We start from the raw sequence: 19,665 nt of genomic DNA, 5'->3' as shown, positions 1-19,665 counted from the left end.
CCTATATCGAGAGTGTGTTCAATGCCCGTGGCGGCACCGGCGGGGTCGGATTTTCACTCGAAGGCGCGGGCGGGCTGCTCGAGAACCACGGGAGTATCTGGGGCGGTGGCGGCGGTGGTGCGGGCATAATCTCCTCCATGAACAATGGCCAGCCCAGGACGATTGCCGGTCGTGGCGGCGATGGCGGAGCGGGGGTCGTCATGATGAGGGACAACCAGCGCTTGCTCAATACCGGCGACATTCGCGGCGGCAATGGTGGCGGCAGCGGCTCATTCGGGTTGTCTGGCACGGGCGGGGTCGGCGTGCTGGTGAGCGGCAATGGCAGCGCGGTGTTCCAGCACGGTACGATCATGGCTGGCGTCGATGGGAATGGCGGCAGCCGTGGAAAGGCGATCTCGGTATCCGGCGACAACAATACCGTGGAGTTGGGGCTGGGGGCGGTCACGGTCGGCGCCGTGCAGCTATCCGGCACAGGCAACCGCCTGCAGTTGGGCGGCGGCTCGACGGTCACGGTCTTCGTCGACGGCAGCCTGGGGTTGGGCGTGAATGGGATTTACGCCGTGCGCGCTACGCCCACTGCGTTCGATAGGCTTGACGTCAGCGGTTCCGCGGAATTGGCTGGCGCCACGGTTCAGGTGTTGGCCCAGCCTGGCGCATACAGTGAGCGATTCAGCCAGGTCGTATTGACGGCGGCGGGCACCTTCGGCGGCTCGCGCTTTGCTGGCGTCACGAGCGACCTGGCCTACCTCACGCCGTCGCTGTCGTACTCGGCGGACGACAAAGGCGTTACGTTGACACTGAGCCGCAAGATCACTCCTGTCGATCCCGGCGGTAATGGCGGTACCGACCCGACGCCGGGCGGAGGCACGCCTTTGCGCTTCGCGGATCTGGTGTCGGGAAGCAATGCACGCGCGGTGGCCGACGCAGTTGAAACCCTGCCGACGTCGCACAGCGTCTATGGCGCGGCAATCAACCTGCCTGTCGGCGGTCCGCAAGGCTTCTTCTCGGCCCTTTCCGGCGAGGTGCATGCCACCGTGGGGGCGGGACTGAACAACCTCTCGGGCACCGTGCGCAACGTGCCGTTGGGCCAGTTGCGCGGCAACCTGGCCGCCGGCAGCACGGCCGGCGCGCCAACGGCCGCCGCAGGCGTCAGCGATGCGGCGCCGCCGGCCTCGGCATTGCCTGCATCGCAGGCGCGTCCGGTCTGGGCTCAACTTGTGGGTAACTGGCAGAACATCGGCGCTACCGGGAACAACGCGGCGGCGCGCCAGCATACCGGCGGCGTGATTGCCGGCGCCGATCGAGACATCGGTAGCGGCTGGCGCCTGGGCGGCGCGGTGGGCTATACGGATTCCCGGCTGTCCGTGGACGACCGGGCGTCCCAGGCCGACATTTCCAGCTATAGCGCCATCCTGTACGGCGGCAAGGCTTTCGCCCTCGGCGCGGGCAAGCTCAACGTGCTGGCGGGCGCGGCCTATTCCTGGCACGACATCCACACCCGCCGCCAGATCGGCGTGGGCGGACTGGACCAGACCCTGACGGCGGACTACGGCGGCAACACCACGCAGGTTTTTACCGAGCTGGGCTACGCCGTCGGCGTCGCGAACGGCCTGACCATGGAACCCTATGCAGGCATTGCCTGGGCGGGCCAGCGCGTGCGCGGCTTCAGCGAATCCGGCGGCAGCGCGGCCTTGTCGGGAGCGTCGAGCACGAGCAACACCACCACGACGACGCTCGGCCTGCGGGGCAAGCAGGCCGTGACGCTGGGCACGATGGCGGGCTCGGTGTCGGCGGGCCTGGGTTGGCGCCACGCGTTCGGCGATGTGGCGCCGGTGTCGCGCCTGGCATTCAACGCAGGCCAGGCATTCAACGTGACGGGCGCGCCCATCAGTCGCGACGCGGCATTGGTGGAACTGGGCGCCGACCTGGCCGTCAGCCGCTCCGCCACCATCGGCGTGGCCTACGCCGGCCAGTACGCCAGCGCCAACCAGGACCATACCGGACGCTTGGAAGTGCGCTGGCAGTTTTGAGGCGCGGGTCAATCTGATAGCTGGGGCAACGAGCGTCCTTCTCGCGAACGGGCGGCTTGTTGCGCACGCCGGGCTGCTTGAGCGGCAGGTCGGTGTGCTTCAGTCTTCAGTATCTGATAGGGGCTGCGTAGGGTGCCTTCCGTTGGAAGGGCCAGCGGGCCATGCACCGAATTCCACGCGATCGCGCGTTCGCAAAGCAAAGCGGAACGGGATGCGGAACATTTTCGGCTAGGGCGCCGAGCGTCGCGGCGCAAGTCGTTGATTTTATGGATGGTGCCCGGGGCCGGAATCGAACCGGCACGCCTTGCGGCGGGGGATTTTGAGTCGGTGATTTACAGTGTTTCTACAGGGAAATGGGGCGAATTCTAGCGTAGGTTGAAATAGGTAAAATAAATTTAAAATCAGTAGGTTAGAGTATTTTACCTGAGTTGGTGAAAACTGGTCACTGTACCTGTACTGTACCGAAATTTAGGTACAGGGTAGACGTGGCCCAGCGCAGATGACTGTACTCGACCGAGGCTGTGTGAAAACTCTTTGACGCTGCTACGGTTGTGTAGATAGAGTTTGGTATCTCGATTCCGGGAGTCGACATGCCCCGATTCATCGAAGGTCAGGACCGGCAGCAGGTAGCGTTGATCCCGGAATGCCTGGATGACTTTATCGCCGACGACAACCCCGTGCGCATAATCGACGCATTTGTCGACGAGCTCAACCTGGCATCGCTGGGATTTGAGAAGGCGGCACCAGCAGCTACCGGCCGCCCGTCCTATCACCCGGCCGTGCTACTGAAGATCTACATTTACGGCTACTTAAATCGGATCCAGTCCAGTCGTCGACTCGAGCGAGAGTGCCAACGCAATGTCGAACTGATGTGGCTCGTCGGCCGTCTGGCGCCAGACTTCAAGACCATCGCCGATTTCCGCCGTGACAATGGCTCGGGCATTCGCAACGTTTGCCGGCGATTTGTTGCCGTATGCCGAGACCTCAAACTATTCAGTCGAGCCCTGGTTGCCGTTGATGGAAGCAAGTTCAAGGCAGTCAACACGCGCGACAAGAACTTCACAGCCGCCAAGATAGACAAACGTCAGCAGCAGATTGAGGAGAGCATCCACCGCTATCTGGCGGCGCTCGACACTGCGGACCGCACACAACCTGTCGAGATCGAGGCCAGGACCAATCGGCTCAATGACAAGATCGAGCGCCTGCGCAAGCAAATGCGCGCGCTGGATGACGTCAAGGAAGACTCAAAGTTAGTCCAGGCGATCAACTGTCGGTGACTGACCCGGATGCCCGCTCGATGGCTACCAGTGGCCGGGGCCCGGGGATGGTCGGCTACAACGTGCAGATGGTTGTCGAAGCCAAACACCATCTGATCGTCGCGTACGAAGTGACGAACCGAGGTCATGACAGGGACTCCTTGGCATCGATGACACAAGCAGCGCGGGAGGCGATGGGCAAGAAGCGACTGCGTGCGATTGCCGATCGCGGCTACTACAGCGCGCCTCAGATCAAGGCATGTGCGGAGACAGGTATTGATGCGATCTTGCCCAAGCCCACGACTTCCAATGCCAAGGCCGAAGGCCGTTTCGACCGTTCGGACTTCATATACATCGCGAAGGACGACGAGTACCAGTGCCCTGCGGGCCAGCGTGCCATCCACCGATTCACCCGGGAGGAGAATGGTCTGCAATTGCGGCGCTACTGGAGTAGCGCCTGCCCACAATGCACTATGAAGGAACGATGCACACCAAGCGCTTATCGGCACATCAGTCGATGGGAACACGAGGCCGTGCTTGAGGCGGCCCAGCGCCGTTTAGACCGGATGCCCGACGCGATGAAAGTGCGGCGGCGCACAGTGGAACACGTGTTCGGCACGTTCAAGCATTGGATGGGCTACACCCACTTCCTCACTCGCCGCTCGCGCAATGTTAACACGGAAATGAGTTTGAATGTGCTGGCCTACATCCTCAAGCAGGTCATACACATTCTGGGTCTCCAGCAGACGATGAAAGCGATGTTGGCGATGGGCGGCTGAGCCCTTCATGTGCCCAAGGACACACCTCAGGCCCTATCCGGGCCGCCCATACGGTCCAGAGTGAGCCTCGCTTCGGAAAATTGAACTGAATACCGCCCAAGTCGGTGCGGCCCAGACGGTTGCGCTATGGCTGTCGGGACGAAAAGCGTTTTCACACAGCCTCGACCCATAGCGGACCTGCATTGCATGGGCTCACTTGAGACCTTTTTTGACGGCCTTTGCCTGAATGAGACGGGCTCAGCGGATGGGTCTAACATGGAAAATCCTCGGTGGAGTACGATTTGCATAGGATTTCAGACCGGGGCTGCGATGGATATCAAGCTTGAACACTTTGGGCACCGCATTTATGTCCGCGTCCGAGAAATTTCGGGGGAAGACCCGGGTTTACGACCGGGTTGTGGCGCGCAAACGTGACCGTGCAACCGCAAGGGGCGGATTGGGCAGATGTCGGAAACGGGTTGCCTTTCGCGAGTCCTGAAGCAGCCGCCGGAGACGGCGAAGCCAGAGGAAGGCATTTTTGAAGATCCATCTACTCACGAGGCCAGTTCGGCTCGGTTAGATCTGCTTTTCGCCGCCTATGATGTCACCCGAAGCATTCGAAGTGCATAGCGTTGACCTTTGCAGATGGCTGCCGCGATATATCGGCCTAGTGGATACAGCGTATTGCAAACTCGGCAACCGCCCGTAGTGCAGCGCCACCGTTACTGGCTACCTGGACGGTGACGTCCCATCCACCGTTAAGCATTCGGCAGTGCGGGAGTTTTCGGCTCCGCCGCGACGCCGACTTACACCAAAGCCTGGCGCACTGGCGTTTTGGGTCTGCGGTAAGGACTTGCTGGAACGTAGAGATCCTGCGCTCGCCATTGAATGACTTGATCAACTTCTGGTCACAACTATGCGCGTAAAGTTTTGAGCGCCGTGGTCCATCGTGATAGCTCATCGAGCATGGTCTCGGCTGCTTGAGTGTGGACAGCATTGGCTTCGAATTTGCCCTCAGTAGACAGGTGCTGATGGAACATGGGGATCATCACCTGCTCAACCAAGGGCACCAGTTTCAATGTCAGCATCAAGGGTTTGAGCTCCTGCACACCGCGTAATCCGCCAGATGCATATGCATAGCTCACGAAACCTACGGCCTTGTAGTTCCATTCGTGAAACAAAAAATGCAGCGCATTGACTAGTGCTGGCGTGGGGTGAGCGTTGTATTCGGGTACGACAAAGACGAATGCGTCCGCTGAGTCGACACTCCGTGCCCATCGTATCGTGTGCTGGTGCTCGTAATTCTTGTTCTTGGGAAGGTGGGATTCGTCGTACACAGGCAGCTGAAATTCGGCCAGATCAATCAGGCTGGTTTCGAAATCGTCACGCGACCGCGCCAAAAGATCGATCCATTCTCCTATCCGAGGGCCTACTCTCCCCGGTCGGGTGCTTGCAATGATGATGTTAAGGCGCGGTTTTGAGGTCATATAGATATCCGGCGGCCGCCAGAAAAGTTGATTTGAAATGTCGGTTCACGACTGTTGCGGGGACAGTTCAACGCCTAAGCGTGCGAGATGACAGATGCCAGGACGGCGACCATCGTCACGCTTCGATGGTCACCCCAGGTCCTAATTGCTCTGGGCAATGTGGTCATTTCGCCAGCCGCGCCATTCGGGCGACCAGCTGTTGAATTCCACCTCGTTCCCATCAGGGTCGAATACATAGATCGAATTCATCAGCCAGCCTTCTTCAGGTTGATGATATTCGTCTCGTGTTGTCGTGCCGCGCATGCCTTCAGTGACCAAACCGGTAGCCTGTTTCTGCGCGGCGTCGTCGTTTCGATAGCGTGTAACCTGGCGATAGGGAAGGCCAAGTTCAGTTAGTTTCGCAGCGTAGACTGGCAAATCCTCGGGTGCAACACGCAGATTCAGATGGAGCATGCCACCAATGGGACGGGCGAACGGGTTGGGGGGTTTTTTGCCTTCGGCCTTCTCAGCGGCAGGCAACGTTTGATATCCGTTCTTCCACCAGAAGAACGCTATGTGCGCATCTGGGTTGGACTTATCAGTCACTCCGAAGAACCAATGCTGTCCGAGAAGCTCTTGCTTTTCATCGAAGTACTCGATGGTATGCAGCACCGGCATGCCGAGCTTTCCGTGATAGAAGTCAACGGTCTTCTTCATGTCGCTGCACGTCAGAGCAATATGGTCGATACCGTTGAAATTAAAGACTTTGTTTTCATTCATCTGTTATCTCCAGACATCAAGTTGCGGCGGTTTTACATGCGATCTAGGTCGTAATTGCCCTTCTCCACTTCCTTGATGCGCTCATCGACGTCGTCGTACTCGAGGCGAAGTGCTTTGCAAAGCGTGGCTGACATGTCGTAGGTGAGGATCATGAATGTGAGTTCAAAGATCTGAACGTCGTCCAGTTCCTTATGCAGCGCCTCAAAGCACTGATCCGACGTTCTGCCCCCGCCCAGCGTGAGGTCGTCTGCATAGGCTAAAACCGCTCGCTCGATCGGGCTGTAGAGATCGGAAGAAGCCCATCCGGGAATCGCTTTGATTTTTTCTTCGGGGCAGCCTTCGCGACGCAACACTTTGCAGTGCTGCGAAAAAACAAACTGTGAACCGCGAGCCCAACCGGCGCGTGTGATCCCCAGTTCGCGAAGGACGGGCGAAAGTTTGCGGTCTTTGCTCCATTGCCATTTGTGGCGATCCAGGAACATGCCGAACAGTTCGGGATCCAGCGCATACACCGTCCACCAATTCCCGGGCGTACCCCCTTTCGTTCCCGGTTGATCAACCGGCTCCTTGTTTCCGAAGTGCTTGGTGTACGTCTCCAGCACACGCGTGTCCTTGACCTCGCTCTTGCGAACCTGTTTCAAACGGGGCATTTCTTGTCTCCTTCGTAGCTTGTAAATTACGGTATACGTAACGCAATTACGTATAGATTAACGCCCAGCGTTGGTCACGTCAAGCGTGGCCCGGGCCAATTCAACCGTATGCGTTCTCGTTGAACCGCATTGACAAGCTGAAAATGCGTAATTACCATTGACGTAATTAAATTACGCTTAACGTAATCGTTGGTTTTGTTCCTGGTTTGGCTTGCCGTCGGACATTGCCACGCAGGGAATAAAGCGAATGGGATCAGCTAAGAGGAGACTTGGCCCATGTCTACACACCGACTAATTTCGCAGGACGAAATCAACACTTTCAACACAGATGGCGTCGTCTGTCTTCGCCAGGTGCTTGATCCGAAGTGGATCGAACATTTGCGCGTCGCGGTTCAAGTTGCACTAGATCACGCAGCAGACAGCAAGAACGCCAGAGACATTGCCGCAGAGGCGGGAAAAAAAGGGCGTTTCCACAACGAGCAGTCGTTATGGCGTTACCGCGAAGGTTTCAAGGATTTTCTGCTCGAATCTCCTTTGGCCGACATTGCCAAGCGTTTGACCGGCTCAAGCCGAATTCGACTCTACAACGATCATCTTCTCGTGAAAGAGCCCGGCACGGACGCGCCAACGCCCTGGCATCAGGACGGCACTTATTTCCGAGTGACGGGTGAGCAAATCCTGTCCATGTGGATCGGGTTGGACCCCGTTCGTGCAGAGACGGGTGCCATGAGCTTCGTGAGGGGGTCGCATGCGTGGGGCAAGATGTTTCGCCCACGTGCGTTCGCGACTGGGAATGATCGCGACTCGGCCGCGTTCGACGGCCCGCTGCCCGATATTGATGGCAACCCAGATACCTACGAAACCATTTGCTATGAAATGGAACCCGGCGATCTGACCATTCATCACGCGCTCACCATTCATGGTGCGCAGGGCAACACGTCTCCCGAGCAGCGTCGTCGGGGCTATTCGGTCCGCTTGCTTGGCGATGACGTTCGATATGCAGATCGATCATGGACGTCTTATGTGATCGGCAACGGATTGGACGACGGAGATCCGGTTTATGAGCATCCCGACTTTCCTTTGCTGCGCCCGGTGTTGACCGCGAGCGAATAGCCATTTCCCGTCGTAGGCGATTCCCGCAAGCGGTCACGCTGCGGTACGCCTGCGCGAAGTTATCGCGCCATGCCCTTCGACGTGGCCACACTCGGGTTTAGAAATGAACGAAATCAACGTTGGCGACGAAGTGGAATTACCTGTTCTTGTCATTGGTGCTGGTCCTGTGGGACTGGCACTCGCACTTGAGCTGGCCTATCGCGGAATCAAGTGCATGCTTGTCGATCAGGGCGATGGCGTGGTGCGCTATTCAAAAATGGGGCATGTTTCCGTTCGCTCGATGGAACATTGTCGACGCTGGGGAGTGGCCGAAGCGGTAAGGAATTGCGGGTTTCCACGCGACTATCCGTTGAGCCAGGTGTTTTGTACGAGCTTGAACGGCCATCACATCGGCACGTTGCCCTATCCCAGCATTGAGGAGGAATCGGACTCTTTCGAATTCAGCCCGGAACACAAGCAACGTTGTCCGCAGCTCTGGTTTGACCCGATCCTCGCACAGGCCGCGGCGGCGCAGTCCTTGATCACGCTGCGCTACCAGACCAGGCTCCAGTCATTCGACCAAGGTGCCGCTTCGGTTTCAGCCGAATTGGTCGACGTCAATACCGGGCAAGTCGATGTCGTACGTGCGCGCTATCTGGTTGGTTGTGATGGCGCTGGCAGTCGGGTCAGGCAGGCACTGGGCATCGAACTCCAAGGCGATGCGGCGTTGAGCTATTCCGTGGGCATTTACTTCACGGCTCCTGATCTCGCCAAACATCACAGGATGGGACTGGGTTCGCGCTACTGGATGATCGGGGAGGAGGGCACCTGGGGCAACCTGACTGTGGTCGATGCGAAAGATATCTGGCGCCTGACTATCACTGGAGGACCGGAGCGGGTGGAGTCCAAGGACTTTGACTCTCAGTATTGGCTGAACCGGTGCTTGGGAAATAGCGGCATTCCCTATCACATCGATGCCGTGTTGCCGTGGCGTCGAAGCCGTCTCTTGGCAAACGCATATGGCCGAGGGCGGGTCTTCTTGGCTGGTGATGCATGCCACGTCAACGCGCCAAATGGCGGATATGGAATGAACACCGGGGTCGGCGACGCCGTTGATCTGGGTTGGAAGCTTGCGGCCGTGATTGATGGATGGGCACCGCCGCAGTTGCTGCAAACATACGAGATTGAGCGCCGGCCCGTAGGCAGACGGAGCGTGGATGCTGCTGCTGTGAATTTCGCCCGTACACGCCCTAAGGTCGATTACACGCATGTGGAAGAAGATAGCGAGCGCGGTCAGGCTGCTCGCGCCGAAGTAGCCGAGGACATGCTCAACGGGACGCGCCAAGAGTGGGAGACGCTTGGGGTCCATCTCGGATATGCGTATGAGGATTCTCCAATTGTCTTTACTGAACCAGAACCTCGGCCAAAAGACGATCTGTCGATTTACACCCCCACCGCACGGCCGGGACATCGTGCGCCGCACTTTTTTCTAAACGACGGCCGCTCCGTTATCGACCTATTCGGGCACGGATTCGTGCTGCTTGACATGTCGTGCGCGGCATCGCCGACTCAGACCGGTCCATCGGACTCCCTGCGGCAAGCCTGGACTCAAGCCGCGACTGAGACCGGGGTGCCGTTTTCAATACATTCCGTTCGCGAACCGGCCGCTTCTGATCTCTACAAATGCCGCTACGCACTCGTCCGTCCCGATGGCCATGTCGCGTGGCGTGGTGATGCGTTGGACCTTGATCCCATAAGTATCCTCCGGCAAGCGATCGGAAGAAATCTGGATTGAAACGATGACTATGAATACGACGACTGAGAACCTGTATGGAAAGAACTTCATCGCAGGCGAATGGACGAGCGCAGCGCGCACCGTGCCCAACATTAACCCATCTGACGTGACTGACATCGTTGGTGAGTTCGCCAGTGCAGATCACGGCGAGGTCGAGCAAGCCATTGCCGCTGCGAGGCAAGCATTCCCCACCTGGGCGCTCTGCCCAGCACAAAAACGCGCCGACATCTTGTTCAAGACTGCGCAGTTGTTGACCAGCAATGCGGGTCGTATCGGTACGCTGCTCTCTCGTGAACAGGGCCGTCCACGACCTGAAGCCGAAGGCGAGGTCGTGCGTGCTGCGCAAATTTTCGCCTTTTTCGCAGGCGAAGTCGTGCGCGCCACCGGTGAGATTTTCCCATCGACTCGGCCAGGTGCCGAAGTCCTGGTAAGCCGCGAGCCAATCGGCGTGGTGGCAGCGATCACGCCCTGGAACGTACCCATCGCAATACCGGCCTGGAAAATCGCGCCAGCCTTGGCCTATGGCAATTGTATGGTACTCAAGCCCGCAGAACTAGTTCCCGCAAGCGCGTTGGAGCTTGTCAGGATCCTGCAGGAAGCCGGGCTGCCGGCCGGCGTTCTCAATCTCGTCATGGGCAGCGGCAGCACGATCGGGCCGCAACTGTTGGATTCCCCGGACATTGATGCGGTGAGCTTTACCGGCTCGATTGCCACGGGGAAAAAGATCGCCGCAGCGGCAGTAGCGGGTGGCAAGAAAGTTCAGGCGGAAATGGGAGGCAAGAGCGGCCTTGTTGTGCTTAATGACGCCAATCTCGATATCGCCATCGATTGTGCGATCGATGGGGCATTTTTCTGGACAGGCCAACGGTGCACGGCGTCAAGCCGGCTGATTGTTGCTCGAGGGATTTACGACGAATTCGTCGATCGCATGATAGCTCGCATGAAGACACTGCGCATCGATCATGCTCAAAAAGAGGGCACGGAAATCGGGCCAGTCGTCGATGAGCGTCAGCTCGCACAGAACCAGCGCTATATCGAAATTGCAAAGGCTGATGGTGGCGAGGTGATTGGTGGGCAACGTCTGCAGCGCGATACCCAAGGCTTCTACATGGAACCGGCGCTCATTCTGAATACAAGCAATGGTATGCGGATCAATCAGGAAGAGGTATTTGGGCCTGTGACTTCGGTGCTCAAAGTGGCCGATTATGAAGAAGCATTGATGGTAGCCAATGATACCCGGTTCGGCCTGTCTTCAGGGATCTGCACCGACTCGCTCCATCACTCCACCCATTTCAGGCGCCATTCGCTGGCGGGTACCGTCGCGGTGAACCTGACAACGACGGGTTCGGAATATCACGTGCCGTTCGGAGGGCGCAAGTCTTCGAGCTACGGCGCGCGCGAACAAGGGCGTTACGCCATGGATTTCTACACCGCCATCAAAACTTCTTATGTGCGTGCTTGATGACGATTGCTAAGGAAAACGGATGCTGAGCAATAAAGATCTCGTCGCAATTCTGCAGCTTTACGAGCGATACAACCAAACGATTGATGCCGGTGATGACGCGGGATGGGCCGACACCTTCATCGAAACAGGAGAGTTTGTTCATCCTGCCCAGACGTATTCTGGCCGACAGCGACTTGAGTCATTTGTTCTGGCGCGGTCAGCGAAGCTCGCGTTGACGCCTTCATCGGACGTGCGGCACTGGAACGCCGACTTGAAGTTTGAACTTGTCGACGCTGTTGTCCAAGGTAGCGCCATGCTTCTGGTTGTCGATAGCGACGAAGGGTTCGACATGCCCCGCGTGCTGGCTGTTGGGAGCTATCAAGACACGATAGTCCTCAGGAACGAGCGCTGGCTGTTCTCCAAACGCACACTGACGCTGGGCTCGCTACGGTCATCTTGATGCCCTGCAAAAAACAATTTGGATTGGAACTGAAATGCAATATAGGAATCTGGGCGCTACCGGTCTTAAGGTCTCTCCGCTGTGTCTCGGAATGATGTCATACGGTGACCCGAAGTGGCAGCCTTGGGTGCTTGAGAAGCAGGCGGCACGGGGATTCGTTCGCCAGGCGCTTGATGCTGGAATCAACTTTTTCGATACATCCGACTTTTATTCTTTCGGTGCCAGTGAGCAAGCAATGGCGGACGCCTTCGAAGGTGTCCGGCGTGAAGAGTTGGTCATCTCAACCAAAGTCGGCATGCCAATGAGCGACCTAGTCAACGAACAGGGCAATTCTCGAAAGCGGATACGTGAGGGCATTGACGCCTCTTTACGCCGATTGAAAGTCGACTACGTAGACCTATATCTGCTGCATAAATGGGATGCCGAAACGCCGATCGAAGAATCGCTCGATGCACTGGAAGACTTGGTGCGTGCCGGGAAAATTCTTTATTACGGCGTGTCGAACTTCAGGACAGCGCAGCTTGCGCGAGCGCATGGTCATACCTTGGCTCGGCACCATCATGGCTTGGCGGCCACGCAACTCCAGTTCAATCTGGCCTACCGTGAAGAGGAAAGGGAAGCCATTCCCTATTGCCGCGATAACGGCGTGGGCGTCATGGTGTACAGCCCGTTGGCGCGAGGCTGGCTGGTTTCGGGTGCGGATGAGGGCGCTCGCCTAACCTCTCGTGAAGCGGTTCGCCAAAAACTTGATGTGAAGCAGCAAGTCCTCTACGGAGGTCAATCGGATCTCGCTGTCCGTTCCCGGCTACAGCAGTTGGCTGGCGAGTTGGGTATGCCGGCTAGCCGTGTGGCCATGGCCTGGATACTCGCCCGCCCGGAGATCTCTTCCATTCTGGTGGGGGCATTAGAGCCCCATCACATCACTGAGGCCGTTGCGGCGGTTGATGTCAAGTTGGACGCCGATGCCATGCGTTATCTCGAAGAGGCCTATGCCTCTGGCCCGTTGCGCACTGGCGGCTATTCCGAAATCAAGCAGCAGCAGAAAATTGCAGTTGCCGACAAATAATTGGAGCAAAGATGGAAAAGTTTCTAGTCAATGGCGAATGGCGAAACGGCAGCGAAAGCTTTGAATCGATCAACCCTGCTGACGGGACCGTTGCAGGCCTAGTCGCCATCGCCTCACCAAGTGATGTTGATGATGCGGTGAAAGGTGCTCACGCCGCCGTTGAACGCGCAGATTGGCGCGCCATGCCGGCGCACAAGCGTGCAGCGTTGCTAAATCGATATGCTGATCTTATCACCGCCAATCGCGACTCATTGGTCGCCCTACAGACCAAAGATAACGGGAAAACGCTGGTCGAAGGTTATCAGCACGTCGAAGGGGCCGTGCAAAAATTCCGGTACTGCGCCGCTGTTTGCGAGACGCTCGAGTCTCCTCTCATTCCTGCTCGTGGTGACTATTTCGTCTATCAGAGTTATGAACCAATGGGTGTCGTTGCAGCCATGACGGCTTTCAATTCCCCCATTCTCCATGAAGCCGGAAAGATCGCACCGGCCTTGGCTGCAGGTAATGCTGTGGTATTGAAGTCATCGGAATTCACTCCGTTGATCGGGTTGCAATACGGGCGCCTGGCCTTGGAGGCTGGTATCCCGCCCGGAATTGTCAACGTGGTCACCGGTGGAGCGCAGGTTGGCAGTGCACTCGTCAAACACCCATTGGTGAACATGATCGCGTTTACGGGCGGTACACGCACGGGACGATTGATCGGCGCAGCGGCGGCGGAAAAGATCATCCCCTGCATTCTCGAGCTGGGTGGCAAGTCGCCAAACATCGTGTTCGAGGACGCCGACATCGACCAGGCCGTAATTGGCGTTCTTTACGGGATATTTTCCAACGCGGGTCAGTCATGCATTGCGGGTTCGAGAATCATGGTTCAGGAATCCATCTACGACGAATTCATGAGGCGTCTGACCCAGGCGACAGCGGCGCTGAAGGTTGGCTCGCCTACGGACCCAGAAACCGCCGTTGCACCTGTCGCAAGCTTCCAGCAACGCGACAGCATTGAACGGTTCATCGCCATGGGTAAAGCCGATCCAAAAGTCAATCTACTGGTCGGCGGCGAACGACCATCAGATTCACTCTTGCGTGATGGTGCCTACGTGGTGCCGACATTGTTTGAGGCGTTAGATCATCGTTGCGCGATTGCACAGGAGGAAATTTTCGGGCCAGTCGGTGTGGTTCTGAAATTCCGTGATGAGGCCGAGTTGATTCATATGGCCAACGACACCGTCTTTGGACTGTCCCTCGGAGTGTGGACCTCAGACTATCGAAAGGCCATGCGCACCACCAAGGCCATCAAGGCGGGCACTGTTTGGGTGAATACTCACAAGATAGGCCAGCCGAGTGTCCCGATGGGCGGGTTCAAGGAAAGTGGAATCGGCAGGGAGAACGGTACTGCGGGCATTCTGGAGTACCTGCAGATCAAGAGCACCTACTGGAACCTGAGCGACAAGCCGATCGCCTGGCCTCCGGGTTCCAGCCCGCGTGCCGATTAGGTTTGCCTTTTCCGAAGTACCTCACATCGCAAGATGTGCTCCAAATATAAAAGCCATAACTCACCAATTGGCTCGCCTTTTCGTTGCGTGGAGACAAGCATGAACAAAAGAAGATTCTTAAAGGCATGTGTAGGGTCGGCGTTGGTTTATCCGGTGGCAAGCCGAGTGTTGGCGCAGGAAGAGTGGAAGCCCACCCGCCCTCTGAAGTGGATCTTGCCAGCCGCGCCGGGAGGTGGGTCGGACGGGTTGTCGCGCCTCATAACCGACCGACTGGCCAAGCGGCTAGGGCAGCCTGTGGTCATGGACTATCGTCCCGGCGCCGGTTCGTCGATTGCAGCAGAAAATCTGATGCAGCAAGCGGCCGATGGGCATGCGGTAATGTTCTCATCAACCACCTTCAATATTTTTCCGCTCTTGAATGCGGTGCGTTATGACCCTCTCAACGACTTCGTCCAGCTCATGCTGGTTGCCGACGTCAATATGGTGCTGGCGCAAAATACCCGTGATGGCGTCTTTTCCTCGCCGGAAGAGCTTGTCACTTGGGCTGCGGCGAACCCCGACAAGGCTTTTGTCGGCATTCCCAATAAAGGCGGGACCGGCGAATTAGTCATCAACCTCATCAACCTCGCCACAGGCTCAAAGCTGCAGCCCGTGATTTATCGCGGTGGCGCACCGATGATGACGGATGTTCTGGGTGGTCAGGTGGCCATGGCGGTTGAAACGATGGCGACGTTTGGTGAGTTCATCAAGGCCGGGCAAGTTCATCCCATCGCGCTTTCCGGCATCAAGCGCATGAAGAACTACCCCGATATTCCGACTCTGGACGAGACGATTGTTCCTGGGTCCGATATCAACGCCTGGTTCTCGATGCAGATGCACAAGAACTCTCCTCCGAACGCTGTGGCGCGTCTTAACAAGGAGCTCAACGAGATCATTCTTGAGCCCGCAATCGTGGAGGAGTTTGCACGAGCGGGCGCGGAGATGAGGGGCGGGACGTCCGAGTTTGCCTTCAAGACAATCCAAACAAGAGTTGAGGTGTTCAAGAAGATCATTCGGGACGCGAACATTAAGGTCGGGTAAGGCGGTGGATTTCATAAAAAACTAAACAATCAACGTGTAGGAGACGTAATGAGGCGCATTCTGTTAATAGCAGTAGCATGGGGCGCAACATCAGTTGCTGGAGCAAGCTCGACGGTTACGTTGTATGGCATCGTTGACACAGGCCTCGGCTATAACAAGATCAAGGGGGACGTGGGCGTAGCCTCGCTTGATGCAAGCAGGATTGGCATGGTCAATTCGGTTCAGAACGGTTCTCGATGGGGGCTGCGTGGGACCGAGGACCTGGGCAGTGGGCTGAGTGCAGTTTTTCAGCTTGAGAGCGGGTTCAGTTCGGCTAATGGCACGTCCTCGCAGGGAAGCCGTCTGTTTGGGCGCGCCGCGACAGTGGGCTTGCGAAGCACGGTTCTGGGTACGCTGGAGTTCGGACGACAGTCGAATATTGCCTCGAAGTACTTTGCGACGATCGATCCGTTTGGCTTGGGGTTTCCTCCAGCAAACATCGGCACAGGGTTCAGCGCAGCCAACACGCCACGCTATGACAATTTCATCGTTTATCGCACTCCCACCTTCAATGGATTTGAGGCGTCGGTAGGCTATTCGTTCGCGCCCAATTCGACCGACACAGCGCAGACTGGCTTCCGGACGGCAGACAACACCCGTGCCATCTCATCGGGGGTGCGCTATGCAGATGGGCCACTCAATATTTCGCTGACCTACGATCAATTGAATGCCTCAAATAGGCTATCGCAAGCCCAGGTTCGCGCTACTCCTCGCCAGATTATCCTCGGGGGGTACTACATGTTCGGCGACGTCAAGTTGTCGGCTGCAGTCAGTCAGACGAAGGATGGATGGTTTGTCGGGCAGGAAGGGTCGGGCTCACCCACCATTTTTGGGTCCTACCGTTTTGTTGATGGATTCAAGGCCGAATCGTACCTGCTCGGCCTGACTGTCCCGGTCGGCGCGTCGAGCAGCTTGTTTGGCTCGTGGCAAAACGTCAACCCCTCGAACGGCCGCCTGACCGGCGGGAGTGAAACCATGAACGTGTTTTCCGTTGGGGCAACGTATGACCTGTCCAAGCGCACGAATTTTTATGCCTACGGTTCGTACGGGAAAGACTACGGTTTCATCGACGGTCTGAAGAGCACGACGGCGGCGGTCGGCATCAGACATCGTTTCTAGTCTGTTGATTGGTGACTGCCGAGAAGGTCAAGTTCACGCGCATCCTTTCGGCGGGAGGGTCAAGTTCGATGACGTTCTCGTTTGGTTGCCCTACGCAATCCGCGATTAAATCATAAGTGCCAAGGAGTGTTCTGAAAAGAACCCCTGGCACTGGAGGAGCTCTAAGATGTCTATACGTACACCTTGGCTAGGAAGTTTTGTTCTAGCAGCGACGCTTGCCTGCTTTGGCATAGTCGCGCAAGCTGCTGGCAGTGATTTTCCGAACAAGCCGATCAAGATGGTCATTCCGTTTGCACCGGGTGGGTTTACCGATGTCTGGGGCCGTATTCTTGCCGGCAAAATGGGCGAAGAGCTAAAGACCACGGTGATTGTGGAGAATCGTACGGGTGCTGGAGGCATGATTGGTGCCGCTGCGGTGGCACGAGCAGAGCCTGATGGTTATACGATATTGCTGGCCAACAACGCCGTTTATGCAATCAATCAATCCCTGTTCGACAAGGTGACGTATGACGCGCAGAAGGATTTTAATGTACTTACCGTCACGTCGCGTGCCGATCTTTATCTGGCGGTAAACCCGAATATCTTCAAGGCAACGACCTTTCCTGAACTGAAAGCAGAGATCGATGCCTTGCCGAAGGACAGCCCCAAGCGCAGCTATGCATCCGTCGGCATAGGCTCGACTCACCACCTCGCGATGGAATTGCTGAAGCGGCAGACGGGATTGAACATTCTCCATGTTCCGTACAAAGGCGCTGCACCGGCCATGCAGGATCTGGTCGGTGGTCAAGTGTCATTGATGTTCAACACTTACAACGAGATCTATCCGCTCGCCAAGGAAGGTAAGGTCCGTCTGCTTAATATCGCTCGTGCACAACGCTCGACCTTGTTGCCAGATTTGCCGACGCTGGCCGAACAAGGTGTGAAGGACTTCGACGTATGGGGTTGGCAGGCACTTGCGGTCCCGGCGGCGACACCTGCGCCGATTGTCGCGAAGATTCGCGCCGCTTACGAGGCAGCAGCACGTGACACGGCTACCAATAAGAAGTTCGAAGATATGGGTGCGCCGGCAGTCATCATGTCAGGTGAGGACACGCGTAAGCTGATCGATGAAGAAGTCAAGCGTTGGGCGACGGTGATCAAGGAAGGCAACATCCGAGCAAATTAAGGGCGTTGCAGTTGGCCGAAGCAGGGAAGAGCAGAAAGGAAACGGCCAGAGCTGGGGCTGACTGAGGACTTATGGGCCAAGGTGAGCCTTTTTTAAGCTTTACGCCAGGTAAAAAAACCGCAACAATTCTCATCGCCGAAGGCATCACAGGGGATATGCGTTGAAAAAAGAAGTTGCTGCCAAGACGGATACCGAAGGCGGTAAGCAAGGGGTGCAGGCGGCAGAAACCGTGCTCCGCATCTTGATCGGTTTCATCGATTCAGAACCCATGCCCATGCTCAAAAAATTGGCGGAGAAGGTTGATATGCACCCGGCCAAGGTACACCGCTATCTGGTTAGTCTCACGCGTGCTGGATTTGTCGAGCAAGATTCAGAGACAAGTCGCTATCGCCTGGGGCCCAGCGCAATCCGACTCGGACTGTCGGCACTATCTGCCATTGATTCCATCCTGGTCGCTCGGCCACTGCTCTATGGGATATCGCTTGAGTTGGGACATGCCACTATTCTTGCGATGTGGAATGATGGACCGACGATTGTTCTGAAAGAGCTCGGTCCCGGATTTATATCGGCCACTGCCCGAGAGGGGGCTGTTTTGCCTATCCTGACATCGGCGACGGGCCGATCTTTTGGTGCCTGGATGCCCTGGAATCGTGTGGAACCCCTGGTCAAGGCAGAACTCGTCAAGCTGCGTGCCAATCCTATTGAAGGGTGTCCCTCCAGCATGGCGGGGGTTGAAAGTCTTTTTGCCGAAATCCGTGAGCAAGGTGTTGCACGTGTGACTGGGCAGCTTTCCAGTTCATTTCACGCATTGAGTGCTCCGATATTTGACGGGTCGGGGGAACTCGCTTCAGTCATCTGTACCCTTGGGGCGGTCGGGAGCTTTAATTCGGACCCTTCTGGCGCCACTGCAATGACGCTGCGTGCCGCCGCACAAACGTTGTCTCGCGCATTGGGCTATAGAGCCGCCAACTGAGATTTGAGAGTATGAATTCAATTCCCGCGCAAGCGAAGACACGTCTTCGCTTGCGCGCGGGCGCTGCGCCAAAGGATTCATGCATTCGGGCTATCAATGGCAGACAAGAATGAATTTCCATAGCAAGTGACTTCACCCTTACGATGACTGACACGGGCGTGCACATTTCTTTAGCGCCCATGCATGCATACATAAAGGGGCGAACACGTGCTCAGGCTGGATGGAAAGGTCGCGTTAGTGACGGGTTGTGGGTCGATTGATGCAGGGTGGGGTAACGGAAAGGCGATATCAGTGCTGCTTGCAAGGCAAGGGGCGCAGGTATTTGGAGCCGACCGCAATATCGAGGCTGCTCGAATCACAGAGACGCTAATCAAAGATGAGGGCGGCACAATCGAAGTGTGTGCTGCGGACGTAACCCGTTCCAGTCAAGTCTCGGACATGGTTAATACGTGCGTGGCGCGCTATGGAAGGATTGACATACTCATCAACAATGTTGGTAGTTCTGAGCCCGGCGGCCCCGTAGAGATGGACGAAGAAACCTGGGATGAACAGATGGACGTCAACGTCAAATCTGCTTTTCTCACGTGCAAGAATGTCCTGCCTCTCATGGAGAAACAGGGCTGCGGCTCCATTGTCAATGTGTCCTCCATCGCCGGACTGCGTTACGCCGGCAAACCACAAGTCGCCTATGCAGCTGGGAAAGCAGCCTTGATGCAACTCACGAGCACAACTGCGGTGATGTATGCCGCTCGTGGGATACGGCTGAACTGCGTCGTTCCAGGGCTGATGTTTACGCCGCTCGTGCAACGGTTGGCGCAGAAATACGCAAAAGGCGATTTCGACGGTTTCGTGGCACACCGGCATCAGCAGGTGCCCATGGGCCACATGGGTGATGCCTGGGATATTGCTCATGCTGTCCTTTTCCTTGCCAGCGACGAGAGCAAGTACATCACCGCGCAACAGATTGTGGTGGATGGCGGCATTACTGCCGCCACACGCTAG

General features: G+C 57.0%; 15 protein-coding genes and 1 pseudogene. 13 read left to right on the top strand and 3 right to left on the bottom strand.

The annotated features are described in order from the left end of the window. Window positions 1-2,030: autotransporter outer membrane beta-barrel domain-containing protein (locus tag A9974_RS24565; protein WP_255468313.1), on the top strand; the 2,030-nt coding region annotated here is incomplete at its 5' end. Window positions 2,031-2,620: 590 nt separating this feature from the next. Next, window positions 2,621-4,065: pseudogene (locus tag A9974_RS24560) on the top strand (IS1182 family transposase). An 893-nt stretch (window positions 4,066-4,958) separates the two neighbouring features. Here the strand turns inward: A9974_RS24560 and A9974_RS24555 are convergent. The 3 genes from A9974_RS24555 to A9974_RS24545 form a co-directional block, all read right to left on the bottom strand. Continuing rightward, the gene (locus A9974_RS24555; protein WP_183006796.1) at window positions 4,959-5,531 is read right to left on the bottom strand and encodes an NADPH-dependent FMN reductase; all 573 of its coding nucleotides are present in this window, start codon (window positions 5,529-5,531) and stop codon (window positions 4,959-4,961) included. A gap of 141 nt (window positions 5,532-5,672) precedes the next feature. Then, a complete protein-coding gene (locus A9974_RS24550; protein ID WP_183006795.1) occupies window positions 5,673-6,290 on the bottom strand; it encodes a VOC family protein in 618 nt (205 codons plus the stop codon). Window positions 6,291-6,322: 32 nt separating this feature from the next. Beyond that, window positions 6,323-6,940 (bottom strand): carboxymuconolactone decarboxylase family protein, encoded by a 618-nt coding sequence (locus A9974_RS24545; RefSeq protein WP_183006794.1) that lies wholly within the window; start codon window positions 6,938-6,940, stop codon window positions 6,323-6,325. Window positions 6,941-7,216: 276 nt separating this feature from the next. On the opposite strand from A9974_RS24545, the gene A9974_RS24540 reads away from it, so the two are divergent. The 11 genes from A9974_RS24540 (at window position 7,217) to A9974_RS24490 (ending at window position 19,665) form a co-directional block, all read left to right on the top strand. Beyond that, window positions 7,217-8,053 (top strand): phytanoyl-CoA dioxygenase family protein, encoded by an 837-nt coding sequence (locus tag A9974_RS24540; protein ID WP_183006793.1) that lies wholly within the window; start codon window positions 7,217-7,219, stop codon window positions 8,051-8,053. A 103-nt stretch (window positions 8,054-8,156) separates the two neighbouring features. After that, a complete protein-coding gene (locus A9974_RS24535) occupies window positions 8,157-9,827 on the top strand; it encodes an FAD-dependent monooxygenase (protein ID WP_183006792.1) in 1,671 nt (556 codons plus the stop codon). A 10-nt stretch (window positions 9,828-9,837) separates the two neighbouring features. Then, window positions 9,838-11,289: an aldehyde dehydrogenase family protein gene (locus tag A9974_RS24530; RefSeq protein ID WP_220806110.1), complete on the top strand. Its 1,452-nt coding sequence runs from the start codon at window positions 9,838-9,840 to the stop codon at window positions 11,287-11,289. 22 nt (window positions 11,290-11,311) lie between these two features. Further along, window positions 11,312-11,731: a nuclear transport factor 2 family protein gene (locus tag A9974_RS24525; protein WP_183006790.1), complete on the top strand. Its 420-nt coding sequence runs from the start codon at window positions 11,312-11,314 to the stop codon at window positions 11,729-11,731. 34 nt (window positions 11,732-11,765) lie between these two features. Continuing rightward, window positions 11,766-12,797: an aldo/keto reductase gene (locus A9974_RS24520; RefSeq protein WP_183006789.1), complete on the top strand. Its 1,032-nt coding sequence runs from the start codon at window positions 11,766-11,768 to the stop codon at window positions 12,795-12,797. A gap of 11 nt (window positions 12,798-12,808) precedes the next feature. Then, window positions 12,809-14,287 carry an aldehyde dehydrogenase gene (locus tag A9974_RS24515; protein WP_183006788.1) on the top strand — a complete coding sequence of 493 codons (1,479 nt, stop codon included), beginning with the start codon at window positions 12,809-12,811 and terminating at the stop codon, window positions 14,285-14,287. 99 nt (window positions 14,288-14,386) lie between these two features. Then, the gene (locus tag A9974_RS24510; protein WP_183006787.1) at window positions 14,387-15,367 is read left to right on the top strand and encodes a tripartite tricarboxylate transporter substrate binding protein; all 981 of its coding nucleotides are present in this window, start codon (window positions 14,387-14,389) and stop codon (window positions 15,365-15,367) included. A gap of 48 nt (window positions 15,368-15,415) precedes the next feature. Then, window positions 15,416-16,525, top strand: coding sequence for a porin (locus tag A9974_RS24505; RefSeq protein ID WP_183006786.1), 1,110 nt, complete (start codon window positions 15,416-15,418; stop codon window positions 16,523-16,525). A gap of 166 nt (window positions 16,526-16,691) precedes the next feature. Then, entirely contained in the window at window positions 16,692-17,690 is a 999-nt protein-coding gene (locus tag A9974_RS24500) for a tripartite tricarboxylate transporter substrate binding protein (RefSeq protein WP_183006785.1), read from the top strand. Between the two features lie 160 nt (window positions 17,691-17,850). Further along, a complete protein-coding gene (locus A9974_RS24495; RefSeq protein WP_183006784.1) occupies window positions 17,851-18,663 on the top strand; it encodes an IclR family transcriptional regulator in 813 nt (270 codons plus the stop codon). A 207-nt stretch (window positions 18,664-18,870) separates the two neighbouring features. Then, window positions 18,871-19,665, top strand: coding sequence for an SDR family NAD(P)-dependent oxidoreductase (locus tag A9974_RS24490; RefSeq protein ID WP_183006783.1), 795 nt, complete (start codon window positions 18,871-18,873; stop codon window positions 19,663-19,665).

The organism is Achromobacter sp. UMC71 (assembly GCF_014170305.1).
Lineage (GTDB): Bacteria > Pseudomonadota > Gammaproteobacteria > Burkholderiales > Burkholderiaceae_B > Achromobacter.
The sequence above is the reverse complement of the archived record's forward strand: the minus strand, read 5'-3'. Positions and strand labels throughout refer to the sequence as shown.

What these genes read in the sequence shown, in the direction of transcription:
- A9974_RS24555 (WP_183006796.1), bottom strand. Translation starts at nt 5,531, where the DNA reads ATGACCTCAAAACCGCGCCTTAACATCATCATTGCAAGCACCCGACCG.
- A9974_RS24550 (WP_183006795.1), bottom strand. Translation starts at nt 6,290, where the DNA reads ATGAATGAAAACAAAGTCTTTAATTTCAACGGTATCGACCATATTGCT.
- A9974_RS24545 (WP_183006794.1), bottom strand. Translation starts at nt 6,940, where the DNA reads ATGCCCCGTTTGAAACAGGTTCGCAAGAGCGAGGTCAAGGACACGCGT.
- A9974_RS24540 (WP_183006793.1), top strand. Translation starts at nt 7,217, where the DNA reads ATGTCTACACACCGACTAATTTCGCAGGACGAAATCAACACTTTCAAC.
- A9974_RS24535 (WP_183006792.1), top strand. Translation starts at nt 8,157, where the DNA reads ATGAACGAAATCAACGTTGGCGACGAAGTGGAATTACCTGTTCTTGTC.
- A9974_RS24530 (WP_220806110.1), top strand. Translation starts at nt 9,838, where the DNA reads ATGAATACGACGACTGAGAACCTGTATGGAAAGAACTTCATCGCAGGC.
- A9974_RS24525 (WP_183006790.1), top strand. Translation starts at nt 11,312, where the DNA reads ATGCTGAGCAATAAAGATCTCGTCGCAATTCTGCAGCTTTACGAGCGA.
- A9974_RS24520 (WP_183006789.1), top strand. Translation starts at nt 11,766, where the DNA reads ATGCAATATAGGAATCTGGGCGCTACCGGTCTTAAGGTCTCTCCGCTG.
- A9974_RS24515 (WP_183006788.1), top strand. Translation starts at nt 12,809, where the DNA reads ATGGAAAAGTTTCTAGTCAATGGCGAATGGCGAAACGGCAGCGAAAGC.
- A9974_RS24510 (WP_183006787.1), top strand. Translation starts at nt 14,387, where the DNA reads ATGAACAAAAGAAGATTCTTAAAGGCATGTGTAGGGTCGGCGTTGGTT.
- A9974_RS24505 (WP_183006786.1), top strand. Translation starts at nt 15,416, where the DNA reads ATGAGGCGCATTCTGTTAATAGCAGTAGCATGGGGCGCAACATCAGTT.
- A9974_RS24500 (WP_183006785.1), top strand. Translation starts at nt 16,692, where the DNA reads ATGTCTATACGTACACCTTGGCTAGGAAGTTTTGTTCTAGCAGCGACG.